Source organism: Actinocorallia sp. API 0066, assembly GCF_020991275.1.
Classification (GTDB): Bacteria; Actinomycetota; Actinomycetes; order Streptosporangiales; family Streptosporangiaceae; genus Actinocorallia.
In genome coordinates this window covers 48,402-74,137 of sequence record NZ_JAJLQY010000003.1, presented here as the reverse complement: position 1 = coordinate 74,137, position 25,736 = coordinate 48,402, and the positions used below count along the sequence as shown (strand labels likewise).

Sequence of the window (25,736 nt, the reverse complement as noted above, 5' to 3'; positions counted from 1 at the left end):
GGAGAACCGGGTGCCGACAGGTCAGCGGTATGGAGAAACGTTTGGGCTTGGGGTGTTTGTCGTCTGGGGTTCGGATATCCAGGGGAACTGGTTCGCGGGCCGTGCCGTCGCCGCCGCGCGTCGGGTGCCGCTGAAGCGGGTGACGTTGGCGCTTGCCGGGGATTTCCGGGAATGCGCCGGGGTGGGGGAATGGTTCAGGCCGGAGCCCTGTCATCGGGTCTCCGGCCTGAAGGAGGAAACGCACCGCGTGCTTGTGGCGGGGCGGGATCGTGTGTTCGGGGATGGGGTTGGGTCAGTTCTGGAGGAGGGCGAGGAAGTCGGTGAGGTGGGACTTGAGGGTGTGCCAGAGGTCGGGGTGCTGGGTGTAGATGTAGGCGCCCAGGGCGATGAGGAGGAGGAAGCCCAGGCCGTTTCCGGTGGACCTGCCGGAGCGGCGGCGGCGCCGGTCGCGGTGGAGGTCGTCGATCATCTGGCCGCTCCGGCGGAACGCCTGGTCGGAGTGCTGCTGGACGGCGTGCAGATGGGGGTCGAAGGACATTTTCCGCTCCTACGGATCGCCGCGCTTTCCTTATGCTGTTGGAGTCCGCCGGGAGTGCTTGAGTTCGGCGACGAGAATCGCGGCGAAGGCGCGCATGCCCGTCGCGTTGGGGTGGAAGGGGACGGCGGGGTTGGCGGGGACGTAGGGCTCCACCCAGCGGACGCGGGGCGAGGCGCACACGGTGTGGTGCCGGGCCGGACGGGCGAGGTCGACGTAGTGCGCGCCGCGCGACCGGGCGGCGTGCGCGATGGCCGCGTTGAGCCGGTTGATGGTCTGCTGGATGTAGGTGGCGTCGCGCGGCAGGATCGGGACGCGCGGATGGCACCCGCCGCGCGGAAGGTAGGTCGTGTAGCCCGCGACGTAGATCCGGGCGTGCGGGGAACGCGCCCGAATCCCGTCGATGGCCTTCCGCAGCACGGGGACGAGCGCCCTGATCTTCGGCTTCCACGGGTCCTTGCCCGTCTCAGCGAAGTACGCGTCCTTGCAACTCTTCGCGGCCGGGGAGGAGGCGAGGCAGTCGGTGATCATCCGGGTGAGCGAGATGTCGTTGGCGCCGATGTGGAGGCTGACGAGGTCGGTGCCCCTGCTGAGCGCGGCGTACTGGGCGGGGACCTCGCCGAGCGGCGTCTGCTGCGGCGACGTCAGATGCGCGGTCTTCGCACTGGAACACGTGACGTCACGGAACGAACGGACCTTCAGTGCTTTGGCCGTCAAAGCCGGATAGTTCACCAGCGACCGGAAGCATCCGGGCGCCGACGGGTCCTGCACGGGGATGAGCGGCCCGGCGGCGGCCGAGTCGCCGAGCGCGACGTAGTCGACGGGAGGGGTCGCGTGCGCGGGGGAGGCGAGCGAGAGGGCGAAGACGGCGGCGCCGGTGACGGCGACGGGTCGGATCATGGCGGAACTCCTGGGAAAACGGGGCCCGCCCCGGTGCAGAGGTGACGCCGGGACGGGCCGTGTTCGATGAGCCCGGAGGTCGGCCGCTTCGCGGCCCCGACTTCGTCGGGAGCGGCCGCCCCCCGGGCTGTGTTTGATGGGCCCGGAGGTCGGCCGCTTCGCGGCCCCGACTTCGTCGGGAGCGGCCGCCCCCCGGGCTGTGTTTGATGGGCCCGGAGGTCGGCCGCTTCGCGGGCCCGACTTCGTCGGGAGCGGCCGCCTCCGGGCCGGGGGCGGGGTGGTCAGGTGGCGGGGAGTGCCGCCGCCTTGGCGTTGCGCTTGAAGTCCGACCAGGTGGTGCCGTCGGAGCAGTAGCCGCAGGGGCCGAAGAACGCGGCCCTGGCGACGGGGTCGTCGAGCAGCCAGGCGCGCAGCCACGCGGTGGCCGGGGCACGGGACGCGCCGCCGTCGCCCGCGATGGACAGGTGGGTCGCGCCGCGCAGCTCGCCGTAGACGGCGGGCACGTGGTCGGCGTCGTTGAAGAGCGCGCGGACGAGGGCCGGCCACACGATCAGGTCACGCTGTCCGGAGAGGAAGAGCGTGGGGACGTCGATCCAGTCGGGGTCGGTGAGCGGTCCTGGCTGGATCGCGACGACGGTGTCGACGCGCGGGTCGAGCGCCGCGTTGACGGCGCCCGCGCCGCCCTGCGAGTGCCCGGCCGAGGCGATCCGGTCGAGGTTGACGTGCTGGTGGTAGACGCTGCCCGGGTTGGCGTTCCGGTGGGTCAGCGTGTCGATTCCGGCGCGCATGGACAGGCCGGGGTTGGACTGGGTGGAGTTGGACGCGGCGACGATGATTCCGTGGCTCGCCCAGTGCCGCAGCAGCCCGGTGTAGACGCCGGGGATCGCGAAGGTGCCGTTGCCCCAGATGACGACGGGGTGGCGTCCGTTCATGTGCTTGGGGCGGTAGAAGGTGGTCACCGCTTCGATCTCGACGGTGACCTCGTAGGGGCCGGGCGCGCCCCAGGAGGCGGCGGACGGGAGGGGGGCGGCGGGGGTGGCGCCGCTGGCGGGTGCCTGCACGACGGCGGCCGCGACGAGCACGGCGGCCGCGAGTGCGGTGAATCTGCTCCTCATGGACAGTCATCCTGATCGCCGTGACGATCCGTGTCTGTCCGCAATCGCGGCAATCATTCGATGATCGGGTTGGGCGTTCACCCAACCGAAACGTCAGTGCAGCAGGTCCCGCGCGGTGAGCGCGGCGGTGAGCAGCCGGAACCCGTCGGGGTCGGCCGGGTCGAGCCCGGTGAGCTCGGCGATCCGCCGGAGCCGGTAGTCGAGCGTGTTCCGGTGCACGTGCAGGTCGAGTGACGCCCGCCGCCGGTTGTGCCCGCGCGCCGCGACGGCCCTGACGGTGTCCATGAGGTCCGGCCGGTCCGCGATCGGGTCGAGCCGCGCGGCGAGTTTGGCGAGCCCGCTGCCGGGCCGGGCGAGCTGGTATTCGAGGAGCACGTCCTCAAGCCGGTACAGGCCGGGCGGTCGCTTCAGCCGGACGACGAGCCCGAGCACCTCCCGCGCCTCGGCCGCCGCGCCGGGGATCTCGGCGTGGCCGGACGCGGTGGTCACCGCGGCCCGTGCCTCCCGCTCGACGGCGTCGCCGAGCCGTCCGGCGAGTTCCGGCAGGTCCGGCACCGCGGTGCCCGGCAGCAGCACCGTCCCGCCGCTCCCGTCGAACGACGCGAGCACGTGGCCTCCGGCGTGCGCCGCCAGCGTCGCCTCAAGGTTCCGCGACACCCGCCGCGCGCCCAGGATGCCGCCCAACCGGTGGCGCGAGGACGGGCCGCCGAGGTGGAGCGCGACGACGGTGTAGGACGGGGCGAGGGCCGTCCCCGCACGGGCGGCGAGCGGCCGTGCGGGTTCCCCGGAGAGCAGCGCGGACAGCAGGGCGCGTCTGGCCTCGCGCCGCTCGCCGTAGAGCTGCTGCTGTTCCTGCACGTGCGCGAGCGTCACCGCGGGGACGACGGACCGCAGATGTGCCAGCAGGTGCAGCCCGAGATCGTGCACGGCGGCGGCCTCCTCGGGCGGCGCCTGTTCGGCGGCGGCCCGCCACCACACCTCGACCGCGAGGTGGTAGGCCGTCAGCACGGCCTCCAGCGGCACGCCCTGCTCGGCCCGCCGCGCCGACCACGTGATGACCTCGGCCCGCTCCTCGACGTTCGGCTCGCGGCCCTGCCCGAGCGTCTCCAGGACGATCCGGAGGTTCGCCTCGACGGCCATCCGCACGGGCCCGTCGAGCACCTCGCGCGGTTGCAGCGCGTAGAACGGCACCCGCCGCGCCAGTTCGTCGACGACGAGCGCGACGAGTTCCGGCGCCTGTTCCGCCAACCACCCGTGCAGCCGGCCACCGCCCATCGACCCTCCCGAACCCGACGATCCGCCCCGATCGTCCACCCGCTCCCACCCCTCGTAAAGCGCCTCCGGCCCCCGTCCCCGCCCCGCACTCTGTGCACCGGCCCAAGCCGGGGCCCTGGTGACTGGAAAGTCACCAGGGGCCGGGGGGTTGACGGTGGCGTCGGCGACTGTTTCACTGTGACGCCAGTCACCAGGCATTATATATTTTCGATCTCGCATCACATTTGATCGCCGGGTCGGTGACGCCGGGTGCGGATGCGGGACCGAGGCGAAGCGGAGGACCGATGGAACGAGCTTTTCCGTGGCGGAAGGGGCGGCTGACCGGGCCGTCCGTTCGCCGCGTGCGTCGGGGGACGCGGTGAGCGCCGGCGCCGGCGCGGGCACGCCGGCGCTGCGGCTGCGGAACGTGGCCAAGACGTTCCCCGGGGTGCGGGCGCTCGACGGGGTGGACTTCGAGGTCCAGCCGGGCACGGTGCACGCGCTGCTCGGCCACAACGGGTCAGGCAAGTCGACGCTCATCAAGTGCCTCGCCGGGGTGTACACGCCGGACCCGGGCGCGGAGTGCACGGTGTTCGGCAGGCCCACCGCGCTGGGCGACGCGCAGGACGCGGAGCGCGCCGGGCTGCGCTTCGTCCACCAGGACCTCGGGATCATCCCCGAGCTCGGCGCGGTCGACAACATCGGATTTGTCACCGGGTACGCGCGCGGCCCGTTCGGCGCCGTCAACTGGCGGCGGCAGGCCAGGCACGCCCGCGAGCTGCTCGCCAGGTTCGGGTTCGCGCTCGACCCCGACATGCCGCTGGCCAAGGCGACGCCGCCGGAACGGGCGATGGTGGCGATCGTGCGGGCCGTCTCCGGCTGGCGGACCGAGCGCGGCGTGCTCGTCCTGGACGAGCCGACCGCGGCGCTGCCCGCGCACGAGGTGGACGTCCTGTTCGACCTGATCCGGACGATCGCGGCACGCGGCGCCGCCGTCGTCATCGTCTCGCACCGGCTGGACGAGGTCATGGCGATCGCCGACCGCGCCACCGTCATGCGCGACGGACGCAAGGTCTGGGACGGCGCCCTCAGCGACATCACCCTGAGCGGGCTCGTGGACCTGGTGGTCGGCGCCGCCGAGTCCAACGCCGAGCCCGCGAACAGGCCGGCGCAGCGCCGCGTCCCCGGCGGGGTGCCCGCGCTCGACGTCCGCGACGTGCACGGCGAGTACCTGCGCGGGGTCGGCTTCTCCGTCGCGCCCGGCGAGATCGTCGGCGTCGCGGGACTGCTCGGTTCGGGCCGCGAGGAGCTCCCGTACGTCATCGCGGGCGCCCAGACGGTGGGCGGCGGCACGATCAGCGTCGGCGGCGTCACGGCCGAGCGGCTGACCGTGGGGCACGCGCGTCACCTGGGCGTCTCCCTCGTGCCTGCGGACCGCGCGGCCGAGGCCGTCTTCGACGGGTTCAGCACCACGGAGAACGTCTCACTAGGCGCGCTCCCGTACATCCGGCGCAAGGGCGTGTTCACCGGACGGTCCGAAAGGCGGTTCGCCCGCCACTGGCTCAACGCGATGCACGCCGACCCGCGTTACGCGCCCCGCCCCGTGACGACGCTCAGCGGCGGCAACCAGCAGAAGGCGGTCCTTGCCAGGGCGCTGTCGGTACGGCCCAAGGTGCTCGTGCTGTCCGAGCCGACCGCCGGGATCGACATCGGCGCGCGCCGGGTCATCTACCGGGAGCTGCGCCGCCGCGCCGACGGGGGCCTCGCCGTCGTCATGGCCTCGTCCGACCTGGAGGACCTGCTCGCCTGCTGCGACCGGGTCATCGCGCTGCGGGACGGGAAGGTCGCGGGCGCCTTCTCGGGCGACGGCATCACCAAGTCCGCATTGGCTTACGCGATCGAAGGTGCGCACGATGAACACGCTTGACGACCCCCGCCGCCCCGAGGCGGAAGCGGAACGGCGGCCCCGGCCGGATCGGACGGCCGAGCCCCGCCGCTCCTGGACGCGCTACCTGAGCGTCACGAACATCGGCATCATCTATGTGCTGATCGGCCTGATCGTGGTGTTCTCGATACTGGCGCCCGAGACGTTCCCGACGTGGACGACCGTCCGATCCGTACTGAACGGTGCGGCGGTGCCGGGTCTGATCGCACTCGCCCTGGTCATCCCGCTGTCAGCCCGGCTGTTCGACCTGTCCGTCGGCAACGCGATGGGCCTGGCGAACGTGCTGGTCGCCTGGCTGCTCGTCGAACAGGGCTGGGGCGTCGCCCCCGCGGTGCTGGTGACGCTGCTCGCGGGCCTGGCGATGGGCGCGTTCAACGGCCTCGTCGTCGTCTCCGCGAAGATCGACTCGTTCATCGGCACGCTCGCGACGGGCGCGCTGTTCGCGACGGTCGTCACGATGCTGGCCGACCAGTCCGTCACCGGACCTCAACTCGGCGGGGCGTTCGGCGCGATCGCCACGACCGGCCTGTTCGGCCTGACCCTGCCGCTGTACCTGCTGCTCGCCGTCGCCGTCGCGTTCTGGTTCTTCCAGAAGTACACGGTGACGGGACGCCGCGTCTACGCGCTCGGCTTCAACGAGCGCGGCGCCGAACTCGTCGGCATCAGGACCCGGCGGCTCAAGTTCGCCAGCCTGATCGCCGCCGGGTTCGTCGTCAGCGTGGCCGGGATCCTGCTGGCGTCCTCGGTCAACTCCGGCACCCCGCACATCGGCCCGCCCTACCTGCTCGACGCCTACGCCGCCGCGTTCCTCGGCGCGACCCAGTTCGGCGGCAGGTTCAACGCCTTCGGCACGCTGCTCGCCGTCATCCTGCTCGGCGTCGGCACGAACGGCATCTTCCTCATCGGCGGCGCCGCCTGGGCGCAGAGCCTGTTCGGCGGTGTCGTCCTCCTCCTGGCGCTCGGCGCCTCCAACCTGGAGCAGGCGATCCGCGCCCGCTCCTGGATCCGCGCCAAGGCGCGGCAGGCCGCCGCCCCCTGAACGTCGGCTCCCCACCCCCGAGCCGAACGGGCGCGACGGCGTCGGCGACCGAACCCGGCGACCGGACGCCGTCGTGCCCAACCCACCCCCAACCCCCTCGTAAGGAGCACAGGCTCATGAAGATCACTTGGACACGTCAGCTGACGGCGTCCGCGGCGGCCGCGGCGCTCGCGCTGGGCGTCGCCGCGTGCGGCGGTTCGTCCGGCGGAGGCGGCGGCGAGGGCACCGCCGCCGACACCGCGGGCCTCAAGCAGGCCAAGGCGCTCGCCGACACCTACAGCACCCCGCCGACGTCCATCGGCATCACCGTGCCGGTCGGCAAGCCCGTCCCGAGCGGCAAGACGATCATCGCGATCGGCGCGGGCCCCGGCGGGCAGGGCACGATCCTCACCTACAAGGCGGTCACCGAGGCGGCCAGGCTGTTCGGCTGGACGGTCAAGGTGATCCAGCCGCAGTCGCCGACGCCGCAGCTGTTCCAGCAGGCGCTCACCCAGGCGATCCAGCTCAAGCCGGACGCCGTGCTGATCAGCGCCACCGAGGTCGCGGCGATCCAGGACCAGCTGAAGGAGCTGAAGTCCAAGAACATCCCGGTCATCTCCAGCACCGGGCCCGACCCGACGGGCGACCTGCTCACCCTCCAGATCATGGGCACCGACGGCCTGAGCGGCCTCGCCACCGCCGTCGCCGACAAGACACTCGCCGACCTGGACGGACCGGGCGAGATCGGCATGGTCGGCATCCAGGGCTACAAGATCATCAACGACTACTCGGTGGCGTACCGGGACGAGGTCAAGGAACTCTGCCCGTCCTGCACCATCAAGGACACCTCGATCCCCGTCACCGCGCTCGGCACGAACGACGGCACGCTGATCGTCAACTTCCTGCGCGCCAACCCCAACCTGAAGGCCCTGTTCGTCGGCTATGACGGCATGGCGACGAACCTGATCGCCGCCGCCAAGGCCGCCGGCGTCACCCTGCCGAAGACCTACTCGGTGGCGACCGCCGTCTCGAACATCCCGCACGTCGCGAGCGGCGCCCTCACCGCGTCCGCTCCGTTCGACCAGCCCGAACTCGGCTGGCGCACCGTCGACGCCCTGGCCCGCATCTTCACCGGCCAGACCGACGCCGCCCTCGACCTCGCCGTCCAGTACACCCGCCCCCTCATCTGGGCCAAGGACTTCAACAACGTCCCGCCCGCCCCCGAAGCCCAGACCTTCCCCAAACTCGTCCCCGACTACGAGGAGCAGTACAAGAAGCTCTGGGGCAAGTAACCCCCCTCCCCCCAAAGCCGGGCGACGCCGCACAAGCGCCGCCCGGCTTCACCTTTTGCGCGAGAGCGCAGCCGTTCCTGTGCGTCCGGGGGAGAGGCGTGCCGGTGTGGAGGTGGCCATCGCACGTGCGGGGCTTGGCAAAACCGGCTTTGCGGCGTGTCGCGTTCGGGCAGGGCTGTTCGTATGGGCCAGACGGCCCGGGTCTCGGAGCCCGGCACCGTGGGCGTCGAAGAGGAACTGCTCCTCGTCGAGCCCGACACGGGCGAGCCGTCGGGCCGGGCCCACGGCGTCATGGCCCGCGCGGCCGTGGCGGACGGGTTCGCAGGCGAGTTCCACGCGGAGATGCAGGAGACCCAGGTGGAAGCCGTCACCCGGGTGCACACGAGGCTGGCGGATCTGCGCGTGGACGTGGCGGCCGGACGGCGGGTGCTCGCGGAGGCCGCCCGCCAAGAAGGGCTCGCGCTCGTCTCCTCCGGCACGCCCGTCGTGGCCACCCGAGACCCTCCACCTACGGACGGCGAGAGGTTCGCCCGGGTGCGGGACCTCTACGCGGGCGTGGCGCGCGGCTACCAGGTGTGCGGATGCCACGTGCACGTGGGCGTGCCGGACAGGGAGACGGCCGTGGCGGTCGTCAACCACCTGCGTCCATGGCTGCCCGTCCTGCTTGCGCTATCGGTGAACTCGCCCTACCACCACGCGCGTGACTCGGGGTACGCGAGCTGGCGCATGGTCGAGCAGGCGCCTTTCCCGGGCGGAGGCGTCCCGCCGTACTTCCGCTCCGCGCGGGAGCACGACGAGGCCGTCGCCCGGCTTGTGGACTGCGGTGTCCTCGTGGACCCCGCGATGACGTTCTGGACGGCGAGGCCGTCGCCCCGCTACCCGACGGTCGAGGTCAGGGCGGCGGACGCGGCGGGCACCGTCGGGGAGGCGGTGCTCCAGGCCGCGCTCACCCGGGCGCTCGTCGCCACCGCCCGCGCCGAGCTGGCCGTGGGCCGGGAGGCCGCGCCGCTCGACGCCCAGGTCTGCGCGGCGGCGCAGTGGGCCGCCGCGCGGTACGGGCTCTGCGGGGCGCTCATCGATCCGGTGAGCGCCGCACCCGTCGCCGCGTTCACCCGGGTCGCCGCGCTCTTCGCGGCCGTCAGAAACGCGCTGGAGGACGCGGGCGACCTCGACGCGGCGCGCGCCCTGTGGCGGGCGCTCCGCGACGACGGCACCGGCGCGCAGCGCCAGCTCCTCGCCGGCGAGGGCGGCCCCCGCGCCGTCCTGGACCTGCTCGCCGCCCAGACCGACCCGGAGGAGGAACCATGACCGCGACCCCGGCTCCCACCGCCGTCCTTGACGGCTCGGCGCGGCTGCCGCGACCGCGCGGACCCGTCTCCGCGGCCGTCGTCACGGCCCTGCGCGCGCCCGCCGGGACACCCGTGCGCGCCCCCGCCCACCCGGCGGATCCCTTGGGCGACGACGCGCAACTCGCCCTGTACACGTGTTACGAGCTGCACTACCGGGGCTTCGCTGACGCCGACCCGCGCTGGGAATGGGACCCCGGCCTCCTCCGGCTCAGGCGCGACCTCGAAGACTCCTTCCTCAGGGAACTCCGCGCGGCCGTCCCCCAAGGCGACGACGTGGAAGCGGCCCTCAGCCCCCTGCTGGCGGAGGACCCCGCCGCGCGCGGCGTCTCGCACTTCCTGCGCGACGAGGGAACCTGGACCCGGCTGCGCGAGTACCTCGTGCACAGGTCCGTGTACCACCTGAAGGAGGCAGACCCGCACGCCTGGGTGATCCCCCGGCTCCAGGGGCAGGCCAAGGCGTCCCTCGTGGCCGTCGAGTACGACGAGTTCGGCGCGGGCGTCGCCGAGCGCGCGCACTCCCGCCTGTACGCCGACCTCATGACGGACGCCGGGCTCGACGCGTCCTATCTGCGGTACCTCGACGTGGTTCCGGCGCCCGCGCTGGCCATCGTCAACATGATGTCGCTGTTCGGCCTGCACCGCGCCCTGCGCGCCGCGATGGTCGGGCACTTCGCCGCCGCCGAGATCACGACGGCGCCCAGCGCGCGCAGGATGGCCGAGGCGCTGACCCGGCTGGGCGCGAGCCCACGAGCGCTGGTCTTCCACACCGAGCACGTCGAGGCGGACGCCGTCCACGAGCAGGTGTTGCGTAGGGACGTCATCGGGGACCTCCTCGCCCGGGAGCCCGAGCTGGCGGCGGACGTGGTGTTCGGCGTCCGGGCCACGGGATGGCTGGAGGACCGCCTGGAAGCCCACCTCCTTGGCGCCTGGCGGGAAGGGCGGACGTCACTCCTGGAGCCGCTCCCCTGAGGGACGCGCCCGCGCGCGCCGGTGGCTCGTGTCGCACAGCGGATAGGTGCGGCTGCGCCTGCACTGGCAGATGGCGACCATGAACCTCTCGCACACCGTGGCGGTGCCGTCGGGGAGGACGATCTCGACGGGCCCCTCGACGAGCAGCGGACCGCGCGGATCGAGCAGGACGCGGCGGGGCCGGTCAGCGGCGTTCGGCACGGATCACCACGAGTTCGTCGTGCGCCCGGCCCGGCGCGATGAGCCCCAGGGCGGCGAAGTCGGCGGCCCTGGGGCGCATCACGGGGCCGAACGGGTCGCGCTCGCGGGTGACGACCTCGGCGCGCAGGCCGCCCTCCCGGAGCGCGCTGAGCGTCCGGGGGACGCCGCACAGGTCCGAGTGCACCATGAGGAGGACGCCTCCGGGCGCGAGCATGCCGGGGGCCTCGGCGCAGACCCGGTCCACCAGGTCGCGGCCGTCGCGGCCCGCGTCCCAGGCGCGCTCCCTGCCGTGCCTGCGCGGGCCGCCGTGCGCGCGCGGCACGTAGGGCGGGTTCACCGTGATGACGTCGAACCGCTGGCCCGCGACGGGTGTGAACAGGTCGCCCTTGCGCGCCTTCACCCGGAGCCGTCGGACGAGGCCGTTCACCGCGGCGCAGGCCACGGCCCGCCACGAGACGTCCACCGCGGTCACCCGGGCCGCCCCGCAGCGGGCCGCGACGACGGCGACCTGGCCCGTCCCGGTGCACAGGTCGAGGACCCGGGCGCCCTGCGGGACCTTCGCCTCTCGCAGGGCGCGGCACAGGACCCAGGTGTCACGGCGAGGCCGGTACACCCCGGGAAGCCGCAAAAGCCTCATCTACGTTCCGTACCCGCACATATCTGGACGAAGCGCTTGGCCGTTCAGTCCTTGAGCGTGCTTGACCGCAGGCGAACTTCCCGGGGAGGGGCGGTCACTCGCAGACGACCCCGTCGCCGTCACGGTCGATGTACCAGTGGTACTCGGGGTCGCGGCCCTTGTAGTAGGGGCCGTAGCCGTTGGCCTTGGCCTGGGCGCAGGTGCTGAAGCGCGGGTCGAGGGACGGCTGCGGCTTGGGCTTGGGCTTGCCCCAGGAGCGGGAGATTACCTTGACGCCCTTGGCGTTGCGCAGGGTCGCGGTGTCCTTGTCGTTGTTCCAGACGTACCAGCTACGGTTCATGTACAGGTGCGCCGCCGTGTTCTTGCCCTTGCCCGTGTGCACCGTGACGGTCTTGCCCGGCTTCAGGGTGAACTTCGGGAACTTGTAGGTGTGCCGCTGCGCGTCCCGCAACGTCCAGTTCCTGAGCGGCACCGCCTTCCGCCCCGTGTTCTTGATGACGACGTACTCCCGGTTCAGCTGGGAGTTGTCCCGGGTGTCCGGCCCCGGCGCGTCGTACTGGATCTTCGCGAACTTCAGGCTCGGCTTGGGCGCCGCCCCTGCCTGCCCACCGCTCCCGAACACGGCCGCCACCACAACGAACAACACCACACCAACGCGCACGAATACCTCACTTCACCGGATGGACTGGCTCGTCAATCTAGGACAGGCGCCGCCGTGATCGTGCGCGATCCCCCGAATCCCCCCAGACCCGCCAGTATCGGGGTCAGGAGGGGAGGTCGGGGATGAGAAGGCCGGTGGGGTCCAGGAGGGCCCGGGAGCTGACGGGCGACTTCAGGAGGATGTCGGTGTAAGCGGTGGGGGAGGCGTCGGCGGTGGGGGGAGAGGTGGTCTTGGTGAAGCAGAGGGTGATGGTGAGGGTGACCGACTTGGCGGTTTCGGTGGCCCTGGTGCCGCAGGCGGTGGTGTCCTCGGTGGGCAGCGCCACCCAGACGCGGACGGTGCTGCCGTCGGGCTGCACCTCGTAGTCGAGGATCTCCGCGAGGATCTTCTCCTGGCCCTTGGCCGGTGCGGCGGAGGGCAGCGCACGGGAGCGGTCGAGCGTGTTGGCGGGGTCGCCGGCTTCCGTCGGCCTCGGCTCAGCCGACGGCGGGGCCTCGTCCGCGGATTCGGCGGCGCATCCGGTGCCGAGCACGAGCGGGAACAGTACCGCCGCGGCGGCCAGGCGCGGGCGGGAGAAACGTGCGGTCACTGCTGTGTGAACTCCAGGGTCCGTCCCGCCGGGCGGCGGCGTCGCCCCAGCCTAGATCATCCGGCGGGCGCGGAGGCCGGAAACGTCGGGTCGCGGACGGCTCCCGGTTCAGGATTCGGGGGCGGGGGCCGGGTCGTCCAGGTGGAAGCGGGCGCGGACGTCGGGGCGGGTGAGGAGGCGGGCCGGGTAGCCGGGCCCCGGGCGCGGGACGACGTCGTCGGCGTGCAGGGGGGCGCGGCAGTGGGTGCAGACGACCTCGGCCTCGCCGTCGTGGTCGCAGGCGGTGTGGTGGAACACGATCGGGGGGCCGTCCTGGTCGGCCAGGTGCCGGTCGCCCCACGCGTTCAGCGCGGCCAGCACGGGGAAGAAGTCGCGGCCCGACGCGGTCAGCACGTACTCGTGCCGGACGGGCTGCGTCTCGTAGACGCGCTTCTCCAGCAGCCCGACCTCGACGAGGCGCTTCAGCCGGTCGGACAGCGTGTTGCGGGCGATGCCGAGCTGCTGCTGGAACTCGTCGAACCGTCGGACGCCGTAGAAGCACTCGCGCAGGACGAGCGGCGTCCACCAGTCGCCGAGCACGTCGATGGTGCGGGCGATCGAGCAGGGCCAGTTCGCGAACGACGTACGCCTCATGCCCCAAGCCTAGACGATCCATCAAAAAGACTCAGCACTCCAAAGCCGGAATCTTCCCCTTGCCTAGTCAGTCCATCTACGCAACTATTGAGCTCCACCGGTTGAAGGAGGTCTCTAGACCATGGAATGGACGGGCCAGGTCTACGCCGACGCGCCGACGGTCGCCGTCACCACGCGGATCGCCGCGCCCGCCTCACGGGTGTGGGCACTGGTGAGCGACATCGGCCTGATGCCGGAGTTGAGCGCCGAGCTGGAGGAGGTCTTCTGGCTCGACGGCGCGACCGGGCCGCGTGAGGGCGCCAGGTTCCTGGGCCGCAGCGCGCACCCGTCACTGGGCGACTGGGAGACCGTCAGCACCATCGTGGAGTGCGTGGAGCCCGAGCGGTTCGCCTGGGCCGTCGGCGACCCGGCGCACCCGTCGGGGCTGTGGCGGTTCACGCTGCGGCCGGACGACGACGGCGGCACCGTCCTGGAGCAGAGCGGACAGCTCGGCCCGGCGCCGTCGGGGCTGAGCCTCGCCATCGAGGCCATGCCCGACAAGGAACAGAAGATCGTCTTCGTCCGGCTCCGCGAGTTCGAGACCGGGATGAGGGCCAACCTCGCGGCGATCAAGGCGCGCGCGGAACGGGAGCGGTGATGCGGACGGCGACGACGGTCGAGGGTTCGGCGGGCGACTGGACGGAACTCACGGAGTACGTCGTGGAGGCCGAGAAACTCGGGCTCGACGTGTGCTGGGTGGCCGAGGCGTGGGGGAGCGACGCGCCGTCCCCGCTGGGCTATCTCGCGGCGCGGACGGAACGGATGCTGCTCGGCTCGGGCGTCATCCAGCTCGGCACCCGCTCCCCGGTGACGATCGCGCAGACGGCGATGACGCTCGCGCACCTGTCCGGCGGAAGGTTCCTGCTCGGCCTGGGCGCGTCGGGGCCGCAGGTGCTGGAAGGACTCCACGGTGTGCCGTTCGCGCGCGCGCTGACGCGGATGCGCGAGACGGTCGAGATCGTCCGTCGCGTGTTCACCGGAGAGAAGCTCTCCTACGAGGGCAGCGCGTTCACCATCCCTCTGCCGGGCGGGCAGGGCCGTCCCATGAGGCTGAGCCTTCCGCCGGTAGCGGTGCCCGTCTACCTGGCGACGCTCTCGCCGCGCATGCTGGAGCTCACCGGCGAACTCGCGGACGGCTGGCTGGGCACGAGCTTCATCCCCGAGGCCGCCGAGGACGCCTACCTCACCCACCTGGACGCCGGACTCGTCCGCTCCGGACGCACTCGCACCGACCTCGACCTCTGCCAGGGCGCCGAGATCAACATCGTCCGGGACGAAGCGGAGCTTCCGGGCATCGTCGGCTCCCGCAAGCTGGAACTCGCGTTCTCCCTGGGCGGGATGGGCACCGGGAGCACCAATTTCTACAACAACGCCTACAGCCGTCAGGGCTGGGCCGACGTCGCCGCCGAGGTCCGCGACCGCTGGCAGGCCCGCGACCGCGCCGGCGCGGCCGCCCTCATCCCCGACGAGATGGTCCTGGCGACGACGCTCATCGGCACCGAGGAGATGGTCCGCGCCCGGCTCGCCGCCTGGAAGGCCGCGGGCGTCACCACGGTTCGCCTCTACCCGGCGGGCGACACCCTCCCCGCCCGCTTGGACAACCTCGCGCGCGGCATCGACCTCGTCCGCGCCCTCGACGCCCAGGCCCGCTGAGTTCAGCCTTTACTGAATTCAGCTTCCGCTGTACTTTGGCGGCATGGAGACCTCGACGCACGGCGCGGTGCTCGCCCGCTTCGGCCACGCGCTGTCCGACCCGACCCGCGCGCGGCTGCTGCTCGCGCTGCGGGAGGCGCCCGCCTACCCGGCCGACCTCGCCGAACTGGTAGGGACGAGCAGGCAGAACCTGTCGAACCACCTCGCGTGCCTGCGCGGCTGCGGGCTCGTCGTCGCGCTGCCGGAAGGACGGCGCACCCGGTACGAACTCGCCGACGAGAGGCTCGCGCACGCGCTGGACGACCTGCTCGGTCTCGTCCTCGCGGTAGATCCCACGGTCTGTCCCGACGCCGCCGACAAGGGCTGCTGCTGATGGCAGCCGTCCTTTCGCCGACCCGAGCGACGGTGTTGGTACGCCGGGTCAGGCTGCTGGTCGCGGGGACGATCGCCTACAACGTCGTCGAGGCGGTCGTCGCGATCGGGGCGGGCGCCGTCGCGTCGTCGGGCGCGCTCATCGCCTTCGGGCTCGACTCGGTGATCGAGGTGGCGTCGGCGGGCGCCGTCGCCTGGCAGTTCGCCGCGCGCGACCCGGCCGAGGTGGCGCGGCGGGAGCGGACGGCCCTGCGCGTCATCGCCGTGTCCTTCTACGCGCTCGCCGCCTACGTCGCCGCCGAGTCGGTGCGGGCGCTGACGGGCGTGGGCGAGGCAGCCTCGCACACGTCGGTCGGGCTCGTGCTCGCCGCGCTGTCGCTCGCCGTCATGCCGGGGCTCTCGTACGCGCAGCGGAGGGCGGGGCGGGAGCTGGGCTCGGCGAGCGCCGTCGCCGACTCCCGTCAGACGCTCCTGTGCACCTACCTGTCCGCGGTGCTGCTCGTCGGCCTCGCGGTGAACAGCCTGTTCGGCTGGGCCTGGGCCGACCCGGTCGCCGCGCTCGTCATCGCCGCCGCCGCCGTCCGGGAGGGCCGTGCCGCCTGGCGCGGCGACACCTGCTGCGCCACGCCCGTCCCCACCCCCGCCGCCACGTCCGCTCGCGCTCCGGTCGCCCGCCAGGACGGTCGCGTGTGCTGCGGCCCCACCCCTTCCGAAGGAGAACACTGATGGCGCTCGCCGCGCTCGTCGTCTACCTGGTCTGGTTCGCCCTCGCGTTCGGCCTGCGCACCTGGAGGCAGTGGCGGGCCACCGCCGACACCGGTTTCCGCGGCGGCGGCTTCGCGCCCGGCTCCGCCCAGTGGTGGGTCCGCATCCTGTTCGTCGCCGCGCTGCTCACCGGCGCGGCGGGCCCGGTCGCCGCGCTCGCCGGTCTCGACCCCGTCGGCTTCCTCGACCACCCGGCCGTCGCGCTCCCCGGCCTCGTCGTCGCCCTGCTCGGCGTCGCCGGGACGGTCGTCGCCCAGGCCGCGATGGGGGCGTCCTGGCGGATCGGTGTGGACGAGACCGAACACACCGCCCTGGTTACCCACGGCCCGTTCGCCCTGGCCCGCAACCCCATCTTCACCACCATGATCGTGACCGCGCTCGGCCTCACGGCCGCCGTCCCCAACCCCGTCTCGCTGGCGGGCCTCGCCCTGACCGTGGTCTCCATCCACCTCCAGGTCCGCGCCGTCGAAGAGCCCTACCTCCTCCGCACCCACGGCCCCGCCTACACCACCTACGCCTCCCGCGTAGGCCGCTTCCTCCCCTCCCTCGGCCGCCTCACCCCCTGACCCCGGCGTCCGCCTGGCCCCGGCACCCGGAAAGCGCCCTACGCCGAGGCGGAACCCGACCCGCCCGACAGCTTAAAGCCCACGGGGTGAAGCGGACGGTCCTGACTCCTGCCCCCGGTGGAAGAGTGTTGTGTGCCGGGCGCGGCGGGTCAGCGGTAGCGCCAGCCGGGGGCGGGCGGCGGAAACGGCGGCGGGAACGGCGACGGCGGCGGATGGACGACGGGGGCGCCGTCCTCGTGGAAGTCGTGTTTGCGCAGGGTGTCGCGCCTGATTCTCCGACGCATGCGGGGAAGGGTGAGCGCGCGTCCGAGCAGGGCCGAGGCGTACATCGCGGGAGGCAGCCACAGGGGCGGTCCGACGTAGTCGATGGCCGGGGCGATGAGGGAGGGCACCAGCCACGCACCGCCGCAGAGTGCCAGGAAGAAGGTCGGGAAAAGGAGGAGCCAACCAACAGCGTGCTTGAACAGGAACCATCGGGATCGCACGTCATGGCGCACCCAGAACCGGTACGGGTAGGGCACTCGCTTGTCGAACAGCCGATAGAGCAGCCAATGCCTCAGCGGCGGGCGAACGGGTTGCTGCGCCTCGTAGGGCAACAGAGCCCCATCCATCACCACGTTCCACTCCAGAAGGCGATCCGCCGGATGCGCCATGATCGACGCCACACCTAGGAATCGGATAATAGCGGCGAAACGGGATGTTGGGGAATCCGCGCTCAGGTGGGGTCGGTCGGGGCCGGGGAGAGGTGGGCTCGTTCGCCGTTGTGGTCGAAGATGGTGAGGATCTCCACCGGGGCGTTGTGGGCGGCGATCGAGTGGGGGGTCATGGTGGGGAACTCGGCGGCGTCTCCGGCCTCGACCAGGATGGTGCGTTCGCCCAGGCGGAGACGGACGGTGCCCGCCAGGACGGTGAACCACTCGTAGCCCGGGTGGACGTGGAGGCGTTCGGTGTCGGGGCGTTCGGGCGTGATCCGCATCTTCGCGATGGTCACGCCGTGCAGGGAGCGTTCGCGGGACAGCAGCCACGTCGTCATGCCCGGCACCTGGCTGCGCTGCGGCCTGATCACCACGTCCTCGTCGGTCGCGGACTCGACGAGCTGGTCGAGCGTCGTGTCCAGTGCCCGCGCGATCGGCACGAGTTGGTCGAGGGCGATCCGGCGGTGGCCCGTCTCGATCCGGCTGAGGCTCGACGCGCTCATGCCACACCGGGCCGCGAGCGCGTCCAGCGACCAGCCGCGGGCCAATGGGAGGTGCGTGGGCGGCGGGTCGGCATCGTCGTGACCAGCCCGCTCAGCACCCACCAGGCGTTCCTGTTCCGCCAGCTCACCGACGCCGTCACCGTCTTCCGGCACACCGGGCCCGAACCGGACGCGCAGACGCTCACCCGGTTCGCCGCGCTCGGCATCCGCCTCGTCGAGACCCCGGTGAGCCATCTGCGCGCCACCGAAGGCACCCTCCACGCGGTCGTCCTCACCGACGGCACCGAGGTCCCGGTGGACGCGGTGACCGTCAGCCCGCGCTTTGTGGCCCGTACGGAGCTGTACGAGCAGCTCGGCGGGACCCCGGCGCCGCATCCGATGGGCGGTGCCGTCATCACGACCGAGCCGACGGGGCGCACCGACGTTCCGGGCGTCTGGGCCGCGGGCAACGTCGGCGACCTCGCCGCGATGGTCTCGGTCGCGACGGGAGCGGGCGTCATGGCGGGCGCCGCCGTCAACGCCGACCTCGTCGCCGAGGACACCGCCCGAGCCGTCGCCGCCCACGCCCCCGCCCACGCCTGACCCGTCGCGCGCCGCCCCACGGCGCGGCGCGGCGGGTCAGGGGGTAAGACGGTGTGGTGGATGAGGGGGTGGTGGGGGTCGGGGTGGTGGGGGAGTGGGGTGGGGTCGGCGTGGACCAGGGAGGCGGTGAGCTTCGGGACGGCGTGTAGGAGGGCGTGTTCCGTCTCGACGGCGAGGTGGTGGGCTTCGTGCACGGTGAGGTCGCCGTCCACGACGATGGCGACTTCGGCGCGTAGGCGGTGGCCGATCCAGCGGAGCCGTAGCTCGCCGACGCCGTGGACGCCGGGCACCGCCGCGACCGCCCTCGCGGCGGTGTCGACGAGTTCGGGATCGACGGCGTCCAGCACGCGGTGCAGGACCTCGCGGGCCGCGTCCCGCAGAACGAACAGGATCGCGGCGGTGATGAGCAGCCCGACGACCGGGTCGGCGAGCGGCCAGCCCAGCGCCGCGCCCGCCACCCCGGCCAGCACCGCCAGTGAGGTGAAGCCGTCCGTTCTGGCGTGCAGGCCGTCCGCGACGAGCGCGGCCGAGCCGATCTCGCGGCCCACCCGGATCCGGTACCGCGCCACCCACTCGTTCCCGAGGAACCCGACGACGGCGGCCACGCCCACGGCCGCCAGATGTTCCAGCTCGCGGGGATCCAGCAACCGCTTTACCGCCGCCCATCCCGCGAACGCCGCCGACGCCGCGATCGTCACCAGGATCACCAGCCCCGCCAGATCCTCCACCCGCCCGAACCCGTAGGTGAACCGCCGCGTGGCCGCCCGCCTACCGACCAGGAACGCCACGCCCAACGGCACAGCCGTCAACGCATCAGCTCCGTTGTGCACGGTGTCCCCCAACAACGCCACCGACCCCGACATCCCCACCACCACAGCCTGTGCCAGGGTCGTTACCCCCAGCACGGCCAGTGAAACCCACAGCGCCCGCATCCCTTTTCCCGAAGCCTCCACCACCCCGTCCACCCGCCCCGCCACCCCGTGAGAATGCGGCCGCACGACATGCCCCACCCACCCCAGAACCCCACGAACCCACCCCGACCCCCGCCCGGGCTCGCTCCCGTCTCGATGCCCATGACCATGCCCGTGAGCGACTCCGTGCCCGTGCCCGCGCTCCTGCCCGGATCCGTGTTCGCCTGTGTGTCCGTGTCCGTGTCCGTGTCCGTGTCCGTGTCCGTGGTCGGCGGTGGGCATGGTGGGTGCTCCCTTCGGAAGGGGAGGTGGACGGATGCGGCTTCCAGGGTCAATATATGCATATGAGCGCACGCATGCATCTATCACCTGCCAGCGGTTCGCACCAGCACAAAACGGGCGAGGCGCGGTTCGGTGCGGCGGCGGAGCTGCTCGCGCTGCTGGCCGACCGGACGAGGCTGCGGATCCTCTATGAGCTGACGTCAGGCGAGGCGGACGTGACGTCCCTGGCCGAGGTCTGCGGCGCGGCACGCCCCGCCGTCAGCCAGCACCTCGCGCGGCTACGGCTCGCCGGGCTCGTCACGACGCGCAAGGACGGCCGCCGCGTCATCTACGCGCTGAAGCACACCCACCTCCACCACCTCATCACCCAGTCACTCGCTTTGGCCGACCACCTGACGCCACCGCCGCCCACGCCGCCAGAAAGCTAGGACCACGGACCCGCGACGCGCTCACCGTCTGTCGGCTCGCGAACAGCCGAAAGTAGAAGGGGCGGTAATTGTCCCTGGGACAAGCCTGTCGGGGGCTGGAGTTCGCCCCTCGTGGAACGGTGCGGTGTCGGGGAGAGTCGAGAGTGAGGCCGAGAAGAAACGGCCGCCGGGGCCACCGGAGAGATCCTTCCGCACAAAAGGATCAGCGCTCCTCCGGCGACCCCGACGACACTGCACAGAAAAGCTTGAGAAAGGCGGCACCATGGCGAGGACTGATGTCTCGTTCCTGAACAACAGCCTCCGGCTGGCCGGCCACCTGTACACCCCCGACACCCCTGCCACAGGGCCGCGTCCCGCGATCGTCGTCGGCCACCCGACGACGGGCGTCAAGGAGCAGACCGCGGGCCTGTACGCGGCGAGGCTCACCGCACAGGGGTACATCACCCTGACGTTCGACGCCGCCTACCAGGGCGAGAGCGAGGGTGAGCCGCGCGGTCTGGAGGACCCGGTCCAGCGGGCCGACGACTTCCGCGCGGCCGTCGCCTACCTGGCGTCCCGCGACGATGTCGACGCCGAGCGGATCGGTGCCGTCGGGATCTGCGGCTCGGGCGGTTATGTCCCGTTCGCCGCGCAGACCGAGCACCTCATCAAGGCGGTCGCGACGGTCAGCGGCGCGGACGTGCCGAGCTTCTTCCGCGACGCCGACCCCGAGGGCTTCCAGCGGCTCGTCGAGCAGTCCGGACGGCTGCGCGCCGAGGAGCTCAAGGGCAAGCCCGTCGTTTACGCGGGCGCCGTTCCGACCGAGGTGGACGACACGACGCCCGCCCCCGTCCGGGAGTTCTTCGACTACTACAAGACGTCCCGTGCCGGGCACGAGCGGGCGACGGGTCAGTGGGCGTTGCGCAGCGCGCAGCTCCTCGACCAGTTCGACGCCTTCGCCGACGTCGCCAAGATCGCGCCGCGTCCGCTCGTGATGATCGTGGGCAGCGAGGCGTTCACCCTGCACTACAGCAGGGACGCGGTCGCGGCGGCGGGGGACACCGCCGAGCTGTACGTGATCGAGGGCGCCACCCACGTCGACCTGTACGACCGTGACCCCTACGTGGCCGAGGCCGTCGCGAAGCTGACCGACTTCTTCGGCAAGCACCTCTGACCTCCTCGGACGTAGGACGAACAGACGAAGAGAGGATCCAGGCCCGGCCTGTGGCGCCGCCCCCGAGGGAGGACCACAGGCCGGGTTTTCGGAGCATCACCGGTCGTCACCCGATGATGGACACCGGCGACCGCTCGGCAACTCGGGCGCGCGTGCCGAGCGGCCGCCGGATTCCGGGGGGCGCGGTCAGGCGCCGGGGGGAGTGCCCAGGACGAGGCCGTAGGGGCGGTTCGCGAGGCCGCCCGCCAGGTTGACGGTGACGGCCTTGGGGTCGGTGTACTCGTCGAGCGCGTCGGGGCCCAGCTCACGGCCGTTGCCGCTCTGCTTGAAGCCGCCGAACGGCAGGTTGTGCGAGATGTTGTGCCAGTCGTTGATCCAGACCGATCCGGCTTCGAGCCGCTTGGCGATCTCCAGCGCGCGCGGGATGTCGGTGCTCCAGATGCCCGCGGACAGGCCGTACTCCGTGTCGTTGGCGATCTTGATCGCGTCCTCGACGGAGTCGTAGCGGATCACCGAGAGGACGGGGCCGAAGATCTCCTCCGCCGCGACGCACATGTCGTTGCGCACGTCGGTGAAGACGGTCGGCTCGATCCAGTAGCCCTTCTCGAATCCGGGGCCGGTGGGCACGTTGCCGCCGATGGCGACGGTCGCGCCCTCCTTCCTGCCCGCCTCGATGTAGCCGAGGATGCGCTGGTGCTGCTCGGCGCTCATCACCGGGCCGATGTCGGTGGCCGGGTCGAGCGGGTCGCCGATCCTGAGGGTGCCGAGCCGGGCCCTGAGCCGCTCGATGAACTCGTCGTGCAGCGACGACGGCAGCAGCAGCCGGGTGCCGGACTCGCACGCCTGGCCAGCGTGCAGCAGGAACGCGTAGATCGAGCCGTCGACGGCGACGTCCAGGTCGGCGTCGTCCAGGACGATGTTCGGGCCCTTGCCGCCCAGCTCCAGGATGGTCCGCTTGATGTTGCCCGCGGCGTTGCGGCCGACCTCGCGGCCCACCGCGGTGGAGCCGGTGAAGGACGCGAGCCGGATGTCGGGGTGCGCCACCAGGTGCGCGCCGACGGTCTCGCCGTCGCCGGTGACGACGTTGAGGACGCCGTCGGGCAGCCCGGCCGCACGGAGCGTCTGGGCGAGTTCCAGCGCGCCGATCGGGGTCTTCTCGTCGACCTTCAGGACGACGGTGTTGCCCGCGGCGATCGCCGGGATCGACTTCCACACCGCGATGATCAGCGGGAAGTTCCACGGCACGATGCCGAGGCAGACGCCCAGCGGCTCGCGGCGGATGACGCTCGCGCTCAGCACCGGGCCGGCGACGGGGGCGGCGCGCTCCCACTCGTACCTGCGGGTCAGGTCCGCGTAGTGCCCCATGTGCAGGAGCGGGAAGCCGACCGACAGCGCGGTGGACAGCCGTATCGGGGCGCCGCCCTCCAGGGAGCCCAGCCTGCCCAGCTCCTCGATCCGGCCCGCGATCGCGGCGACGACCCGGTCGATCACGGCGGCGCGCTCCAGCGGCGGGGTGTCGCGCCACTCGCCGCTCTCGAAGGCGCGCTTGGCGGCGGCGACCGCCTGGTCGGCGTGCGCGATGCCGCCCTTGGCGGCGGTGGCGAACACTTCCTCGGTGGCGGGGTTGATCAGTTCGTACAGCTCATCGGAATCGACCCATTCGCCGCCGATGAACATCCGGTAGTGCGGAATTCCACGAGGGCCGGTGATGGCCGTGCCGACCGGAGTCTCAGTCATGCTCACCTCTGTCGCTTTCCCGCTGCCGAACAGGTCCGGCACCTTTGGATTTCGACGGTAGTGAGATTCCGGCGGCGCGACTGTTCAAGAAACTGGACACCCGCGCGGAACGGCGTCAATGGATGTGCAGCGCGCGCATCCGGTTGTACAGGGTGGACCTGCTGACGCCGAGGGCGCGCGCCGCCTGCAGTTTGTTGCCCTTGGCGGCCTTGAGCGCGGTGACGATGACCTCGCGTTCGGCCTGCCGGAAGGGCGAGTCGGGCGCGGGCAGGTCGCGGTGCGAGGCGGGCAGGTCGGCCGGGATGATGTCGCCCGCCGATCTTGTCGCCGCGACGGCCTTGACGACCCGGAGCAGCTCGGCGAGGTTGCCCGGCCAGTTCTGCGCGGCCAGGACGCGCAGGGTGTCGGACGTCAGCCGGGTCCTGGTGTGCCCGGTGACGTCCTCCAGCATGCGTTGGGCGAGCCGGGGCACCTCGTGCCTGCGGCGGCGCAGCGGGACGAGCTCGCGGCGGCCGTCGCACAGGGCGGCGAGCGGCGCGTGCGCGTCGTCGAGGTGGTCGCCGGGCGTGCTGGTGAGCACCACGTGCCGCCGGGTGTCGCGCAGCCGCTGGGCGAGCAGCGTCGTCAGCGGCTCGGAGAGCAGTTGGACGTTCTCCACGATGACGGCGGGCCCGTCCTGCGCGAGGAGGCCGGTGACGGCCGTCGCCCAGGGTCGCTCGCCCTGCCTGACGATCTCGGCGGCGTCCACCTCGACGGCGTCGGGGCCGGTGGCCGCGCGCGCCTCGGTGGTGCGGCCGGTGCCGGTCTCGCCGACGACCAGCAGCGGCCATCTGACGTCCTGGCGCACGGCGGGCCGGGAGCGGCGGGTCTCGGGGGCGGTGATGATGTCGATGAGCACGCCGTCCACGCCGTCGATCGGCGCGCAGGCGAGCTGGACGGTGCGGCCGGAGACGAGGGTCAGTTCGTGCGTGCCGCGCTCGACCCGCGCCTGCTCCGCGTATGTCCGGACGGCGGCGTGGTCGGCGGGCTCCAGCAGGTCGAGCGCGGTCGGCGTGGCGAACACGAGGCCCTGTCCGACGGCGATGACGGGCCGGTTCCGGGGCCGGGCGGCCAGTTGGAACTCGGCGAGCAGCCGTCGTTGGGCGAGCGTCGAGTCCTGCTGGAGCCGTTCCTGGATGTCCTGGACGAGGCGGCGGGCGAGCGGCGAGAACAGCCCGTAGCCCGCGTCGGAGGTGCCGCAGATGTTGATGACGCCTTCGAGCCGCCGGGTGATCGGGTGGATGATCGGGTGCCCGTAGCAGGTGAAGGTGCGGAACGCCTCCATGAAGTGCTCGGGGCCGCGCACCAGCAGGCCCTGTCGCGTCTCGACGGGGGTGCCGACGGCGTTGGTGCCGATCTCCTCCTCGCTGAGCCGGGTGCCGGCCGCGATGCCGAGGCCGCCGAGCGTGTCCCGGAACCCGGGGTCGGGGGACCACAGGTCGATGATCCGGGCGGTGCGGTCGGCGAGCAGGAGGACGAACGGCGCCCCGTCGAGCTCGGCCTTGGCCTGCTCCAGGACCGGTCCGGCCGCGCGGACGAGGCTGCCCTCGAGGTCGACCATGCCCTGGTCGAGCCGGGGGGCGTCCTCCCGGCGTACGCCGTTCAGCCGCGATCGGCTCCATGAGGAGACGATTTCCGGACGCTCGGTAGCGGCGGCGGGGGGTGAGGTAACACCGTGCATAGCAAGACCACCTCGTCTCGCCGGGGCTCGACGCCTCCCGGCCTCGTGACGACCGTCCCGGGCCGCCGATCCGGCACTTTCGGCGGGTGACGCCGGCCGGTGGTCGCGCGCGGGGTGACCGGAGGTTCCGGAGGGGCGGCCCGCCATGACGCACGAAACATTATATTGACGGGACTGTGATGGCAACCACATCTTGCCCGTTACGGGCATTACGGGCCGGTTGACCTGCGCAGAAATCTTCAAGGCTTGTTGTATGTGTGATGCCTAATATATTGTGCGCAATATGATCTACGTCGTCGGCGTGGCGCGCCGCCCGTCGACGCGGGCACCCCGCTCCGGCCGGAGCGGGACGGCCGTGGCGCCGACGCTCCCGCGTCAGGGGTGGTGAAGGGGGCGCCGGCGCCATGGCGAACGAGCGGGGCGGGGCCGACAGGCCCCGCCCCGCTCTTGCGTTCACTGGGCCGGGGTCAGTCCCCGTTGGCCTCGTCCGCCCAGAGGCCCTGCGCCTCCAGCATGTCGATGACATGGGCGGCGCTGTCGCTGATGTGCTCCTCCATCAGCGTGCGCGCCTTGCGCGTGTTGTGCTCGCGCAGCGCCTCGACGAGCGCGGGATGCTGCTTGGACGTCGCCTCGACCTGGCTCTCCAACGACGCGTAGAACCGGTTCGGCAGATGCTTGACGACGGCCGCCAGCAGGTGCGCGAGGCGCGGCGAGTCGGCGGCGAGGTTGATCTCGCGGTGGAAGGAGTGGCCGAGGTAGGCGATGAGGTCGCGGTCGCCGGTGGCGGCCGCCGCGTCGTGCTGCTCGATGATGGAGTCGAGCCGGGCGACCCGCTCGGGGGTGATCTTCTTGGCCGCGCGGGCGGCGAGTTCGCCGGCCAGCTTGCCCTGGGCCCAGAACAGATCGCGCACGTCCTGCCGGGTGAACGGCGAGACGACAAAGCCGCGGCGGGGGACCGCCTGGATGAAACCCTCGCTCGCCAGCGCCACCAGGCCCTCACGGACCGGTGTGTTGCTGACGCCGACCGCCTCCGCGATGCGATCGATCCGCAGGAAGTCACCGGGCCGGAAGGCCCCCGACATGATCTGCTCGCGGACGTAGCTGGCCACCTCTTCGGGTAGCTGCTGCCTCCGCCTGTTGGCCTGGATCGCGACCACCGCCTCCACCCCGGACACCTTCACTCAACACCTCGTTCGAACGCCTAAGGATCGTATACCAAAGGTGACCGCGAT

Annotated in this window: 27 protein-coding genes and 1 pseudogene; 13 read left to right on the top strand and 15 right to left on the bottom strand. The window is 72.1% G+C overall.

All coding sequences use genetic code 11. The features are described from left to right. Window positions 1–292: 292 nt before the first annotated feature. From LO762_RS08190 to LO762_RS08175, 4 genes are all read right to left on the bottom strand, one after another. Window positions 293–538, bottom strand: coding sequence for a hypothetical protein (locus LO762_RS08190; RefSeq protein ID WP_230613727.1), 246 nt, complete (start codon window positions 536–538; stop codon window positions 293–295). A 30-nt stretch (window positions 539–568) separates the two neighbouring features. After that, on the bottom strand, window positions 569–1,435 hold the full coding sequence (locus tag LO762_RS08185; RefSeq protein ID WP_230613725.1) for an SGNH/GDSL hydrolase family protein: 867 nt from the start codon (window positions 1,433–1,435) through the stop codon (window positions 569–571). 281 nt (window positions 1,436–1,716) lie between these two features. Then, on the bottom strand, window positions 1,717–2,550 hold the full coding sequence (locus LO762_RS33065; protein WP_304523630.1) for an acetylxylan esterase: 834 nt from the start codon (window positions 2,548–2,550) through the stop codon (window positions 1,717–1,719). A 93-nt stretch (window positions 2,551–2,643) separates the two neighbouring features. Beyond that, window positions 2,644–3,825 (bottom strand): CdaR family transcriptional regulator, encoded by a 1,182-nt coding sequence (locus LO762_RS08175; RefSeq protein ID WP_230613723.1) that lies wholly within the window; start codon window positions 3,823–3,825, stop codon window positions 2,644–2,646. 358 nt (window positions 3,826–4,183) lie between these two features. Between LO762_RS08175 and LO762_RS08170 the strand changes: the two genes are divergently transcribed. From LO762_RS08170 to LO762_RS08150, 5 genes are all read left to right on the top strand, one after another. Next, a complete protein-coding gene (locus LO762_RS08170; protein WP_230613721.1) occupies window positions 4,184–5,731 on the top strand; it encodes a sugar ABC transporter ATP-binding protein in 1,548 nt (515 codons plus the stop codon). Then, on the top strand, window positions 5,718–6,788 hold the full coding sequence (locus tag LO762_RS08165) for an ABC transporter permease (RefSeq protein WP_230613719.1): 1,071 nt from the start codon (window positions 5,718–5,720) through the stop codon (window positions 6,786–6,788). Before LO762_RS08170 ends, LO762_RS08165 begins: the two co-directional genes overlap by 14 nt. Window positions 6,789–6,904: 116 nt before the next feature. Beyond that, window positions 6,905–8,059 carry a substrate-binding domain-containing protein gene (locus LO762_RS08160; protein WP_230613717.1) on the top strand — a complete coding sequence of 385 codons (1,155 nt, stop codon included), beginning with the start codon at window positions 6,905–6,907 and terminating at the stop codon, window positions 8,057–8,059. A gap of 183 nt (window positions 8,060–8,242) precedes the next feature. Next, window positions 8,243–9,367 carry a glutamate--cysteine ligase gene (locus LO762_RS08155; RefSeq protein WP_230613715.1) on the top strand — a complete coding sequence of 375 codons (1,125 nt, stop codon included), beginning with the start codon at window positions 8,243–8,245 and terminating at the stop codon, window positions 9,365–9,367. After that, window positions 9,364–10,377, top strand: coding sequence for an iron-containing redox enzyme family protein (locus LO762_RS08150; RefSeq protein ID WP_230613713.1), 1,014 nt, complete (start codon window positions 9,364–9,366; stop codon window positions 10,375–10,377). Before LO762_RS08155 ends, LO762_RS08150 begins: the two co-directional genes overlap by 4 nt. Here the strand turns inward: LO762_RS08150 and LO762_RS08145 are convergent. The 5 genes from LO762_RS08145 to LO762_RS33060 all read right to left on the bottom strand — a co-directional run bounded on the left by LO762_RS08145 (window position 10,354) and on the right by LO762_RS33060 (window position 13,098). Then, window positions 10,354–10,578, bottom strand: a complete 225-nt coding sequence (locus LO762_RS08145) for a CDGSH iron-sulfur domain-containing protein (RefSeq protein WP_230613711.1) — start codon at window positions 10,576–10,578, stop codon at window positions 10,354–10,356. The genes LO762_RS08150 and LO762_RS08145 overlap by 24 nt on opposite strands. Beyond that, on the bottom strand, window positions 10,562–11,215 hold the full coding sequence (locus LO762_RS08140; protein WP_230613708.1) for a HemK2/MTQ2 family protein methyltransferase: 654 nt from the start codon (window positions 11,213–11,215) through the stop codon (window positions 10,562–10,564). Before LO762_RS08140 ends, LO762_RS08145 begins: the two co-directional genes overlap by 17 nt. Before the next feature lie 94 nt (window positions 11,216–11,309). Next, window positions 11,310–11,876: a lamin tail domain-containing protein gene (locus LO762_RS08135; protein WP_230613706.1), complete on the bottom strand. Its 567-nt coding sequence runs from the start codon at window positions 11,874–11,876 to the stop codon at window positions 11,310–11,312. 103 nt (window positions 11,877–11,979) lie between these two features. Further along, complete coding sequence (locus LO762_RS08130) at window positions 11,980–12,465, bottom strand: hypothetical protein (protein ID WP_230613704.1); 486 nt, start codon at window positions 12,463–12,465, stop codon at window positions 11,980–11,982. A gap of 108 nt (window positions 12,466–12,573) precedes the next feature. Beyond that, on the bottom strand, window positions 12,574–13,098 hold the full coding sequence (locus LO762_RS33060) for a helix-turn-helix domain-containing protein (protein WP_304523629.1): 525 nt from the start codon (window positions 13,096–13,098) through the stop codon (window positions 12,574–12,576). A 121-nt stretch (window positions 13,099–13,219) separates the two neighbouring features. Between LO762_RS33060 and LO762_RS08120 the strand changes: the two genes are divergently transcribed. From LO762_RS08120 to LO762_RS08100, 5 genes are read left to right on the top strand one after another with little or no spacing between them, the layout of a single operon-like run. Next, entirely contained in the window at window positions 13,220–13,735 is a 516-nt protein-coding gene (locus LO762_RS08120; RefSeq protein WP_230613702.1) for an SRPBCC family protein, read from the top strand. Next, window positions 13,735–14,790, top strand: coding sequence for an LLM class flavin-dependent oxidoreductase (locus LO762_RS08115; RefSeq protein WP_230613700.1), 1,056 nt, complete (start codon window positions 13,735–13,737; stop codon window positions 14,788–14,790). Before LO762_RS08120 ends, LO762_RS08115 begins: the two co-directional genes overlap by 1 nt. 43 nt (window positions 14,791–14,833) lie before the next feature. Further along, window positions 14,834–15,163: a helix-turn-helix transcriptional regulator gene (locus LO762_RS08110; protein WP_230613698.1), complete on the top strand. Its 330-nt coding sequence runs from the start codon at window positions 14,834–14,836 to the stop codon at window positions 15,161–15,163. Further along, window positions 15,163–15,888, top strand: a complete 726-nt coding sequence (locus tag LO762_RS08105; protein WP_230613696.1) for a cation transporter — start codon at window positions 15,163–15,165, stop codon at window positions 15,886–15,888. The genes LO762_RS08110 and LO762_RS08105 overlap by 1 nt, the downstream gene beginning before the upstream one ends. After that, entirely contained in the window at window positions 15,888–16,493 is a 606-nt protein-coding gene (locus tag LO762_RS08100; protein WP_230613695.1) for an isoprenylcysteine carboxylmethyltransferase family protein, read from the top strand. The genes LO762_RS08105 and LO762_RS08100 overlap by 1 nt, the downstream gene beginning before the upstream one ends. 149 nt (window positions 16,494–16,642) lie before the next feature. Here the strand turns inward: LO762_RS08100 and LO762_RS08095 are convergent, their stop codons facing one another. Then, entirely contained in the window at window positions 16,643–17,158 is a 516-nt protein-coding gene (locus tag LO762_RS08095; protein WP_230613693.1) for a hypothetical protein, read from the bottom strand. Between the two features lie 50 nt (window positions 17,159–17,208). Further along, a complete protein-coding gene (locus LO762_RS08090) occupies window positions 17,209–17,691 on the bottom strand; it encodes a helix-turn-helix transcriptional regulator (protein ID WP_230613691.1) in 483 nt (160 codons plus the stop codon). Here LO762_RS08090 and LO762_RS08085 point away from each other — a divergent pair. Beyond that, window positions 17,653–18,273 (top strand): FAD-dependent oxidoreductase, encoded by a 621-nt coding sequence (locus LO762_RS08085; protein WP_230614463.1) that lies wholly within the window; start codon window positions 17,653–17,655, stop codon window positions 18,271–18,273. The two genes, LO762_RS08090 and LO762_RS08085, sit on opposite strands and share 39 nt — an antisense overlap. A 110-nt stretch (window positions 18,274–18,383) precedes the next feature. Here LO762_RS08085 and LO762_RS08080 read toward each other — a convergent pair. Beyond that, window positions 18,384–19,205, bottom strand: a pseudogene (locus tag LO762_RS08080) (cation diffusion facilitator family transporter); the annotation flags it as partial. Between the two features lie 335 nt (window positions 19,206–19,540). Here LO762_RS08080 and LO762_RS08075 point away from each other — a divergent pair. Together LO762_RS08075 and LO762_RS08070 are read left to right on the top strand one after the other, a co-directional pair. Beyond that, window positions 19,541–19,894, top strand: coding sequence for a metalloregulator ArsR/SmtB family transcription factor (locus LO762_RS08075; protein WP_230613689.1), 354 nt, complete (start codon window positions 19,541–19,543; stop codon window positions 19,892–19,894). 262 nt (window positions 19,895–20,156) lie between these two features. Further along, the gene (locus LO762_RS08070) at window positions 20,157–21,047 is read left to right on the top strand and encodes an alpha/beta hydrolase (RefSeq protein ID WP_230613687.1); all 891 of its coding nucleotides are present in this window, start codon (window positions 20,157–20,159) and stop codon (window positions 21,045–21,047) included. Window positions 21,048–21,233: 186 nt separating this feature from the next. Here the strand turns inward: LO762_RS08070 and LO762_RS08065 are convergent, their stop codons facing one another. From LO762_RS08065 to LO762_RS33400, 3 genes are all read right to left on the bottom strand, one after another. Next, on the bottom strand, window positions 21,234–22,784 hold the full coding sequence (locus LO762_RS08065; RefSeq protein WP_230613686.1) for an aldehyde dehydrogenase: 1,551 nt from the start codon (window positions 22,782–22,784) through the stop codon (window positions 21,234–21,236). 115 nt (window positions 22,785–22,899) lie between these two features. Next, window positions 22,900–24,504 (bottom strand): sigma-54-dependent Fis family transcriptional regulator, encoded by a 1,605-nt coding sequence (locus tag LO762_RS08060; RefSeq protein WP_230613684.1) that lies wholly within the window; start codon window positions 24,502–24,504, stop codon window positions 22,900–22,902. A 467-nt stretch (window positions 24,505–24,971) separates the two neighbouring features. Beyond that, window positions 24,972–25,670 carry a GntR family transcriptional regulator gene (locus tag LO762_RS33400; protein WP_230613682.1) on the bottom strand — a complete coding sequence of 233 codons (699 nt, stop codon included), beginning with the start codon at window positions 25,668–25,670 and terminating at the stop codon, window positions 24,972–24,974. Window positions 25,671–25,736 lie beyond the last annotated feature (66 nt).

Excerpts from the sequence above, each read along its gene's own strand:
- LO762_RS33065 (WP_304523630.1), bottom strand. The coding sequence starts at position 2,550 with ATGAGGAGCAGATTCACCGCACTCGCGGCCGCCGTGCTCGTCGCGGCC.
- LO762_RS08150 (WP_230613713.1), top strand. The coding sequence starts at position 9,364 with ATGACCGCGACCCCGGCTCCCACCGCCGTCCTTGACGGCTCGGCGCGG.
- LO762_RS08065 (WP_230613686.1), bottom strand. The coding sequence starts at position 22,784 with ATGACTGAGACTCCGGTCGGCACGGCCATCACCGGCCCTCGTGGAATT.
- LO762_RS08185 (WP_230613725.1), bottom strand. The coding sequence starts at position 1,435 with ATGATCCGACCCGTCGCCGTCACCGGCGCCGCCGTCTTCGCCCTCTCG.
- LO762_RS08175 (WP_230613723.1), bottom strand. The coding sequence starts at position 3,825 with ATGGGCGGTGGCCGGCTGCACGGGTGGTTGGCGGAACAGGCGCCGGAA.
- LO762_RS08090 (WP_230613691.1), bottom strand. The coding sequence starts at position 17,691 with ATGAGCGCGTCGAGCCTCAGCCGGATCGAGACGGGCCACCGCCGGATC.
- LO762_RS08160 (WP_230613717.1), top strand. The coding sequence starts at position 6,905 with ATGAAGATCACTTGGACACGTCAGCTGACGGCGTCCGCGGCGGCCGCG.
- LO762_RS08190 (WP_230613727.1), bottom strand. The coding sequence starts at position 538 with ATGTCCTTCGACCCCCATCTGCACGCCGTCCAGCAGCACTCCGACCAG.
- LO762_RS08165 (WP_230613719.1), top strand. The coding sequence starts at position 5,718 with ATGAACACGCTTGACGACCCCCGCCGCCCCGAGGCGGAAGCGGAACGG.
- LO762_RS08100 (WP_230613695.1), top strand. The coding sequence starts at position 15,888 with ATGGCGCTCGCCGCGCTCGTCGTCTACCTGGTCTGGTTCGCCCTCGCG.
- LO762_RS08110 (WP_230613698.1), top strand. The coding sequence starts at position 14,834 with ATGGAGACCTCGACGCACGGCGCGGTGCTCGCCCGCTTCGGCCACGCG.
- LO762_RS08105 (WP_230613696.1), top strand. The coding sequence starts at position 15,163 with ATGGCAGCCGTCCTTTCGCCGACCCGAGCGACGGTGTTGGTACGCCGG.
- LO762_RS33060 (WP_304523629.1), bottom strand. The coding sequence starts at position 13,098 with ATGAGGCGTACGTCGTTCGCGAACTGGCCCTGCTCGATCGCCCGCACC.
- LO762_RS08140 (WP_230613708.1), bottom strand. The coding sequence starts at position 11,215 with ATGAGGCTTTTGCGGCTTCCCGGGGTGTACCGGCCTCGCCGTGACACC.
- LO762_RS08115 (WP_230613700.1), top strand. The coding sequence starts at position 13,735 with ATGCGGACGGCGACGACGGTCGAGGGTTCGGCGGGCGACTGGACGGAA.
- LO762_RS08070 (WP_230613687.1), top strand. The coding sequence starts at position 20,157 with ATGGCGAGGACTGATGTCTCGTTCCTGAACAACAGCCTCCGGCTGGCC.
- LO762_RS08060 (WP_230613684.1), bottom strand. The coding sequence starts at position 24,504 with ATGCACGGTGTTACCTCACCCCCCGCCGCCGCTACCGAGCGTCCGGAA.
- LO762_RS08075 (WP_230613689.1), top strand. The coding sequence starts at position 19,541 with ATGCATCTATCACCTGCCAGCGGTTCGCACCAGCACAAAACGGGCGAG.
- LO762_RS08120 (WP_230613702.1), top strand. The coding sequence starts at position 13,220 with ATGGAATGGACGGGCCAGGTCTACGCCGACGCGCCGACGGTCGCCGTC.
- LO762_RS08155 (WP_230613715.1), top strand. The coding sequence starts at position 8,243 with ATGGGCCAGACGGCCCGGGTCTCGGAGCCCGGCACCGTGGGCGTCGAA.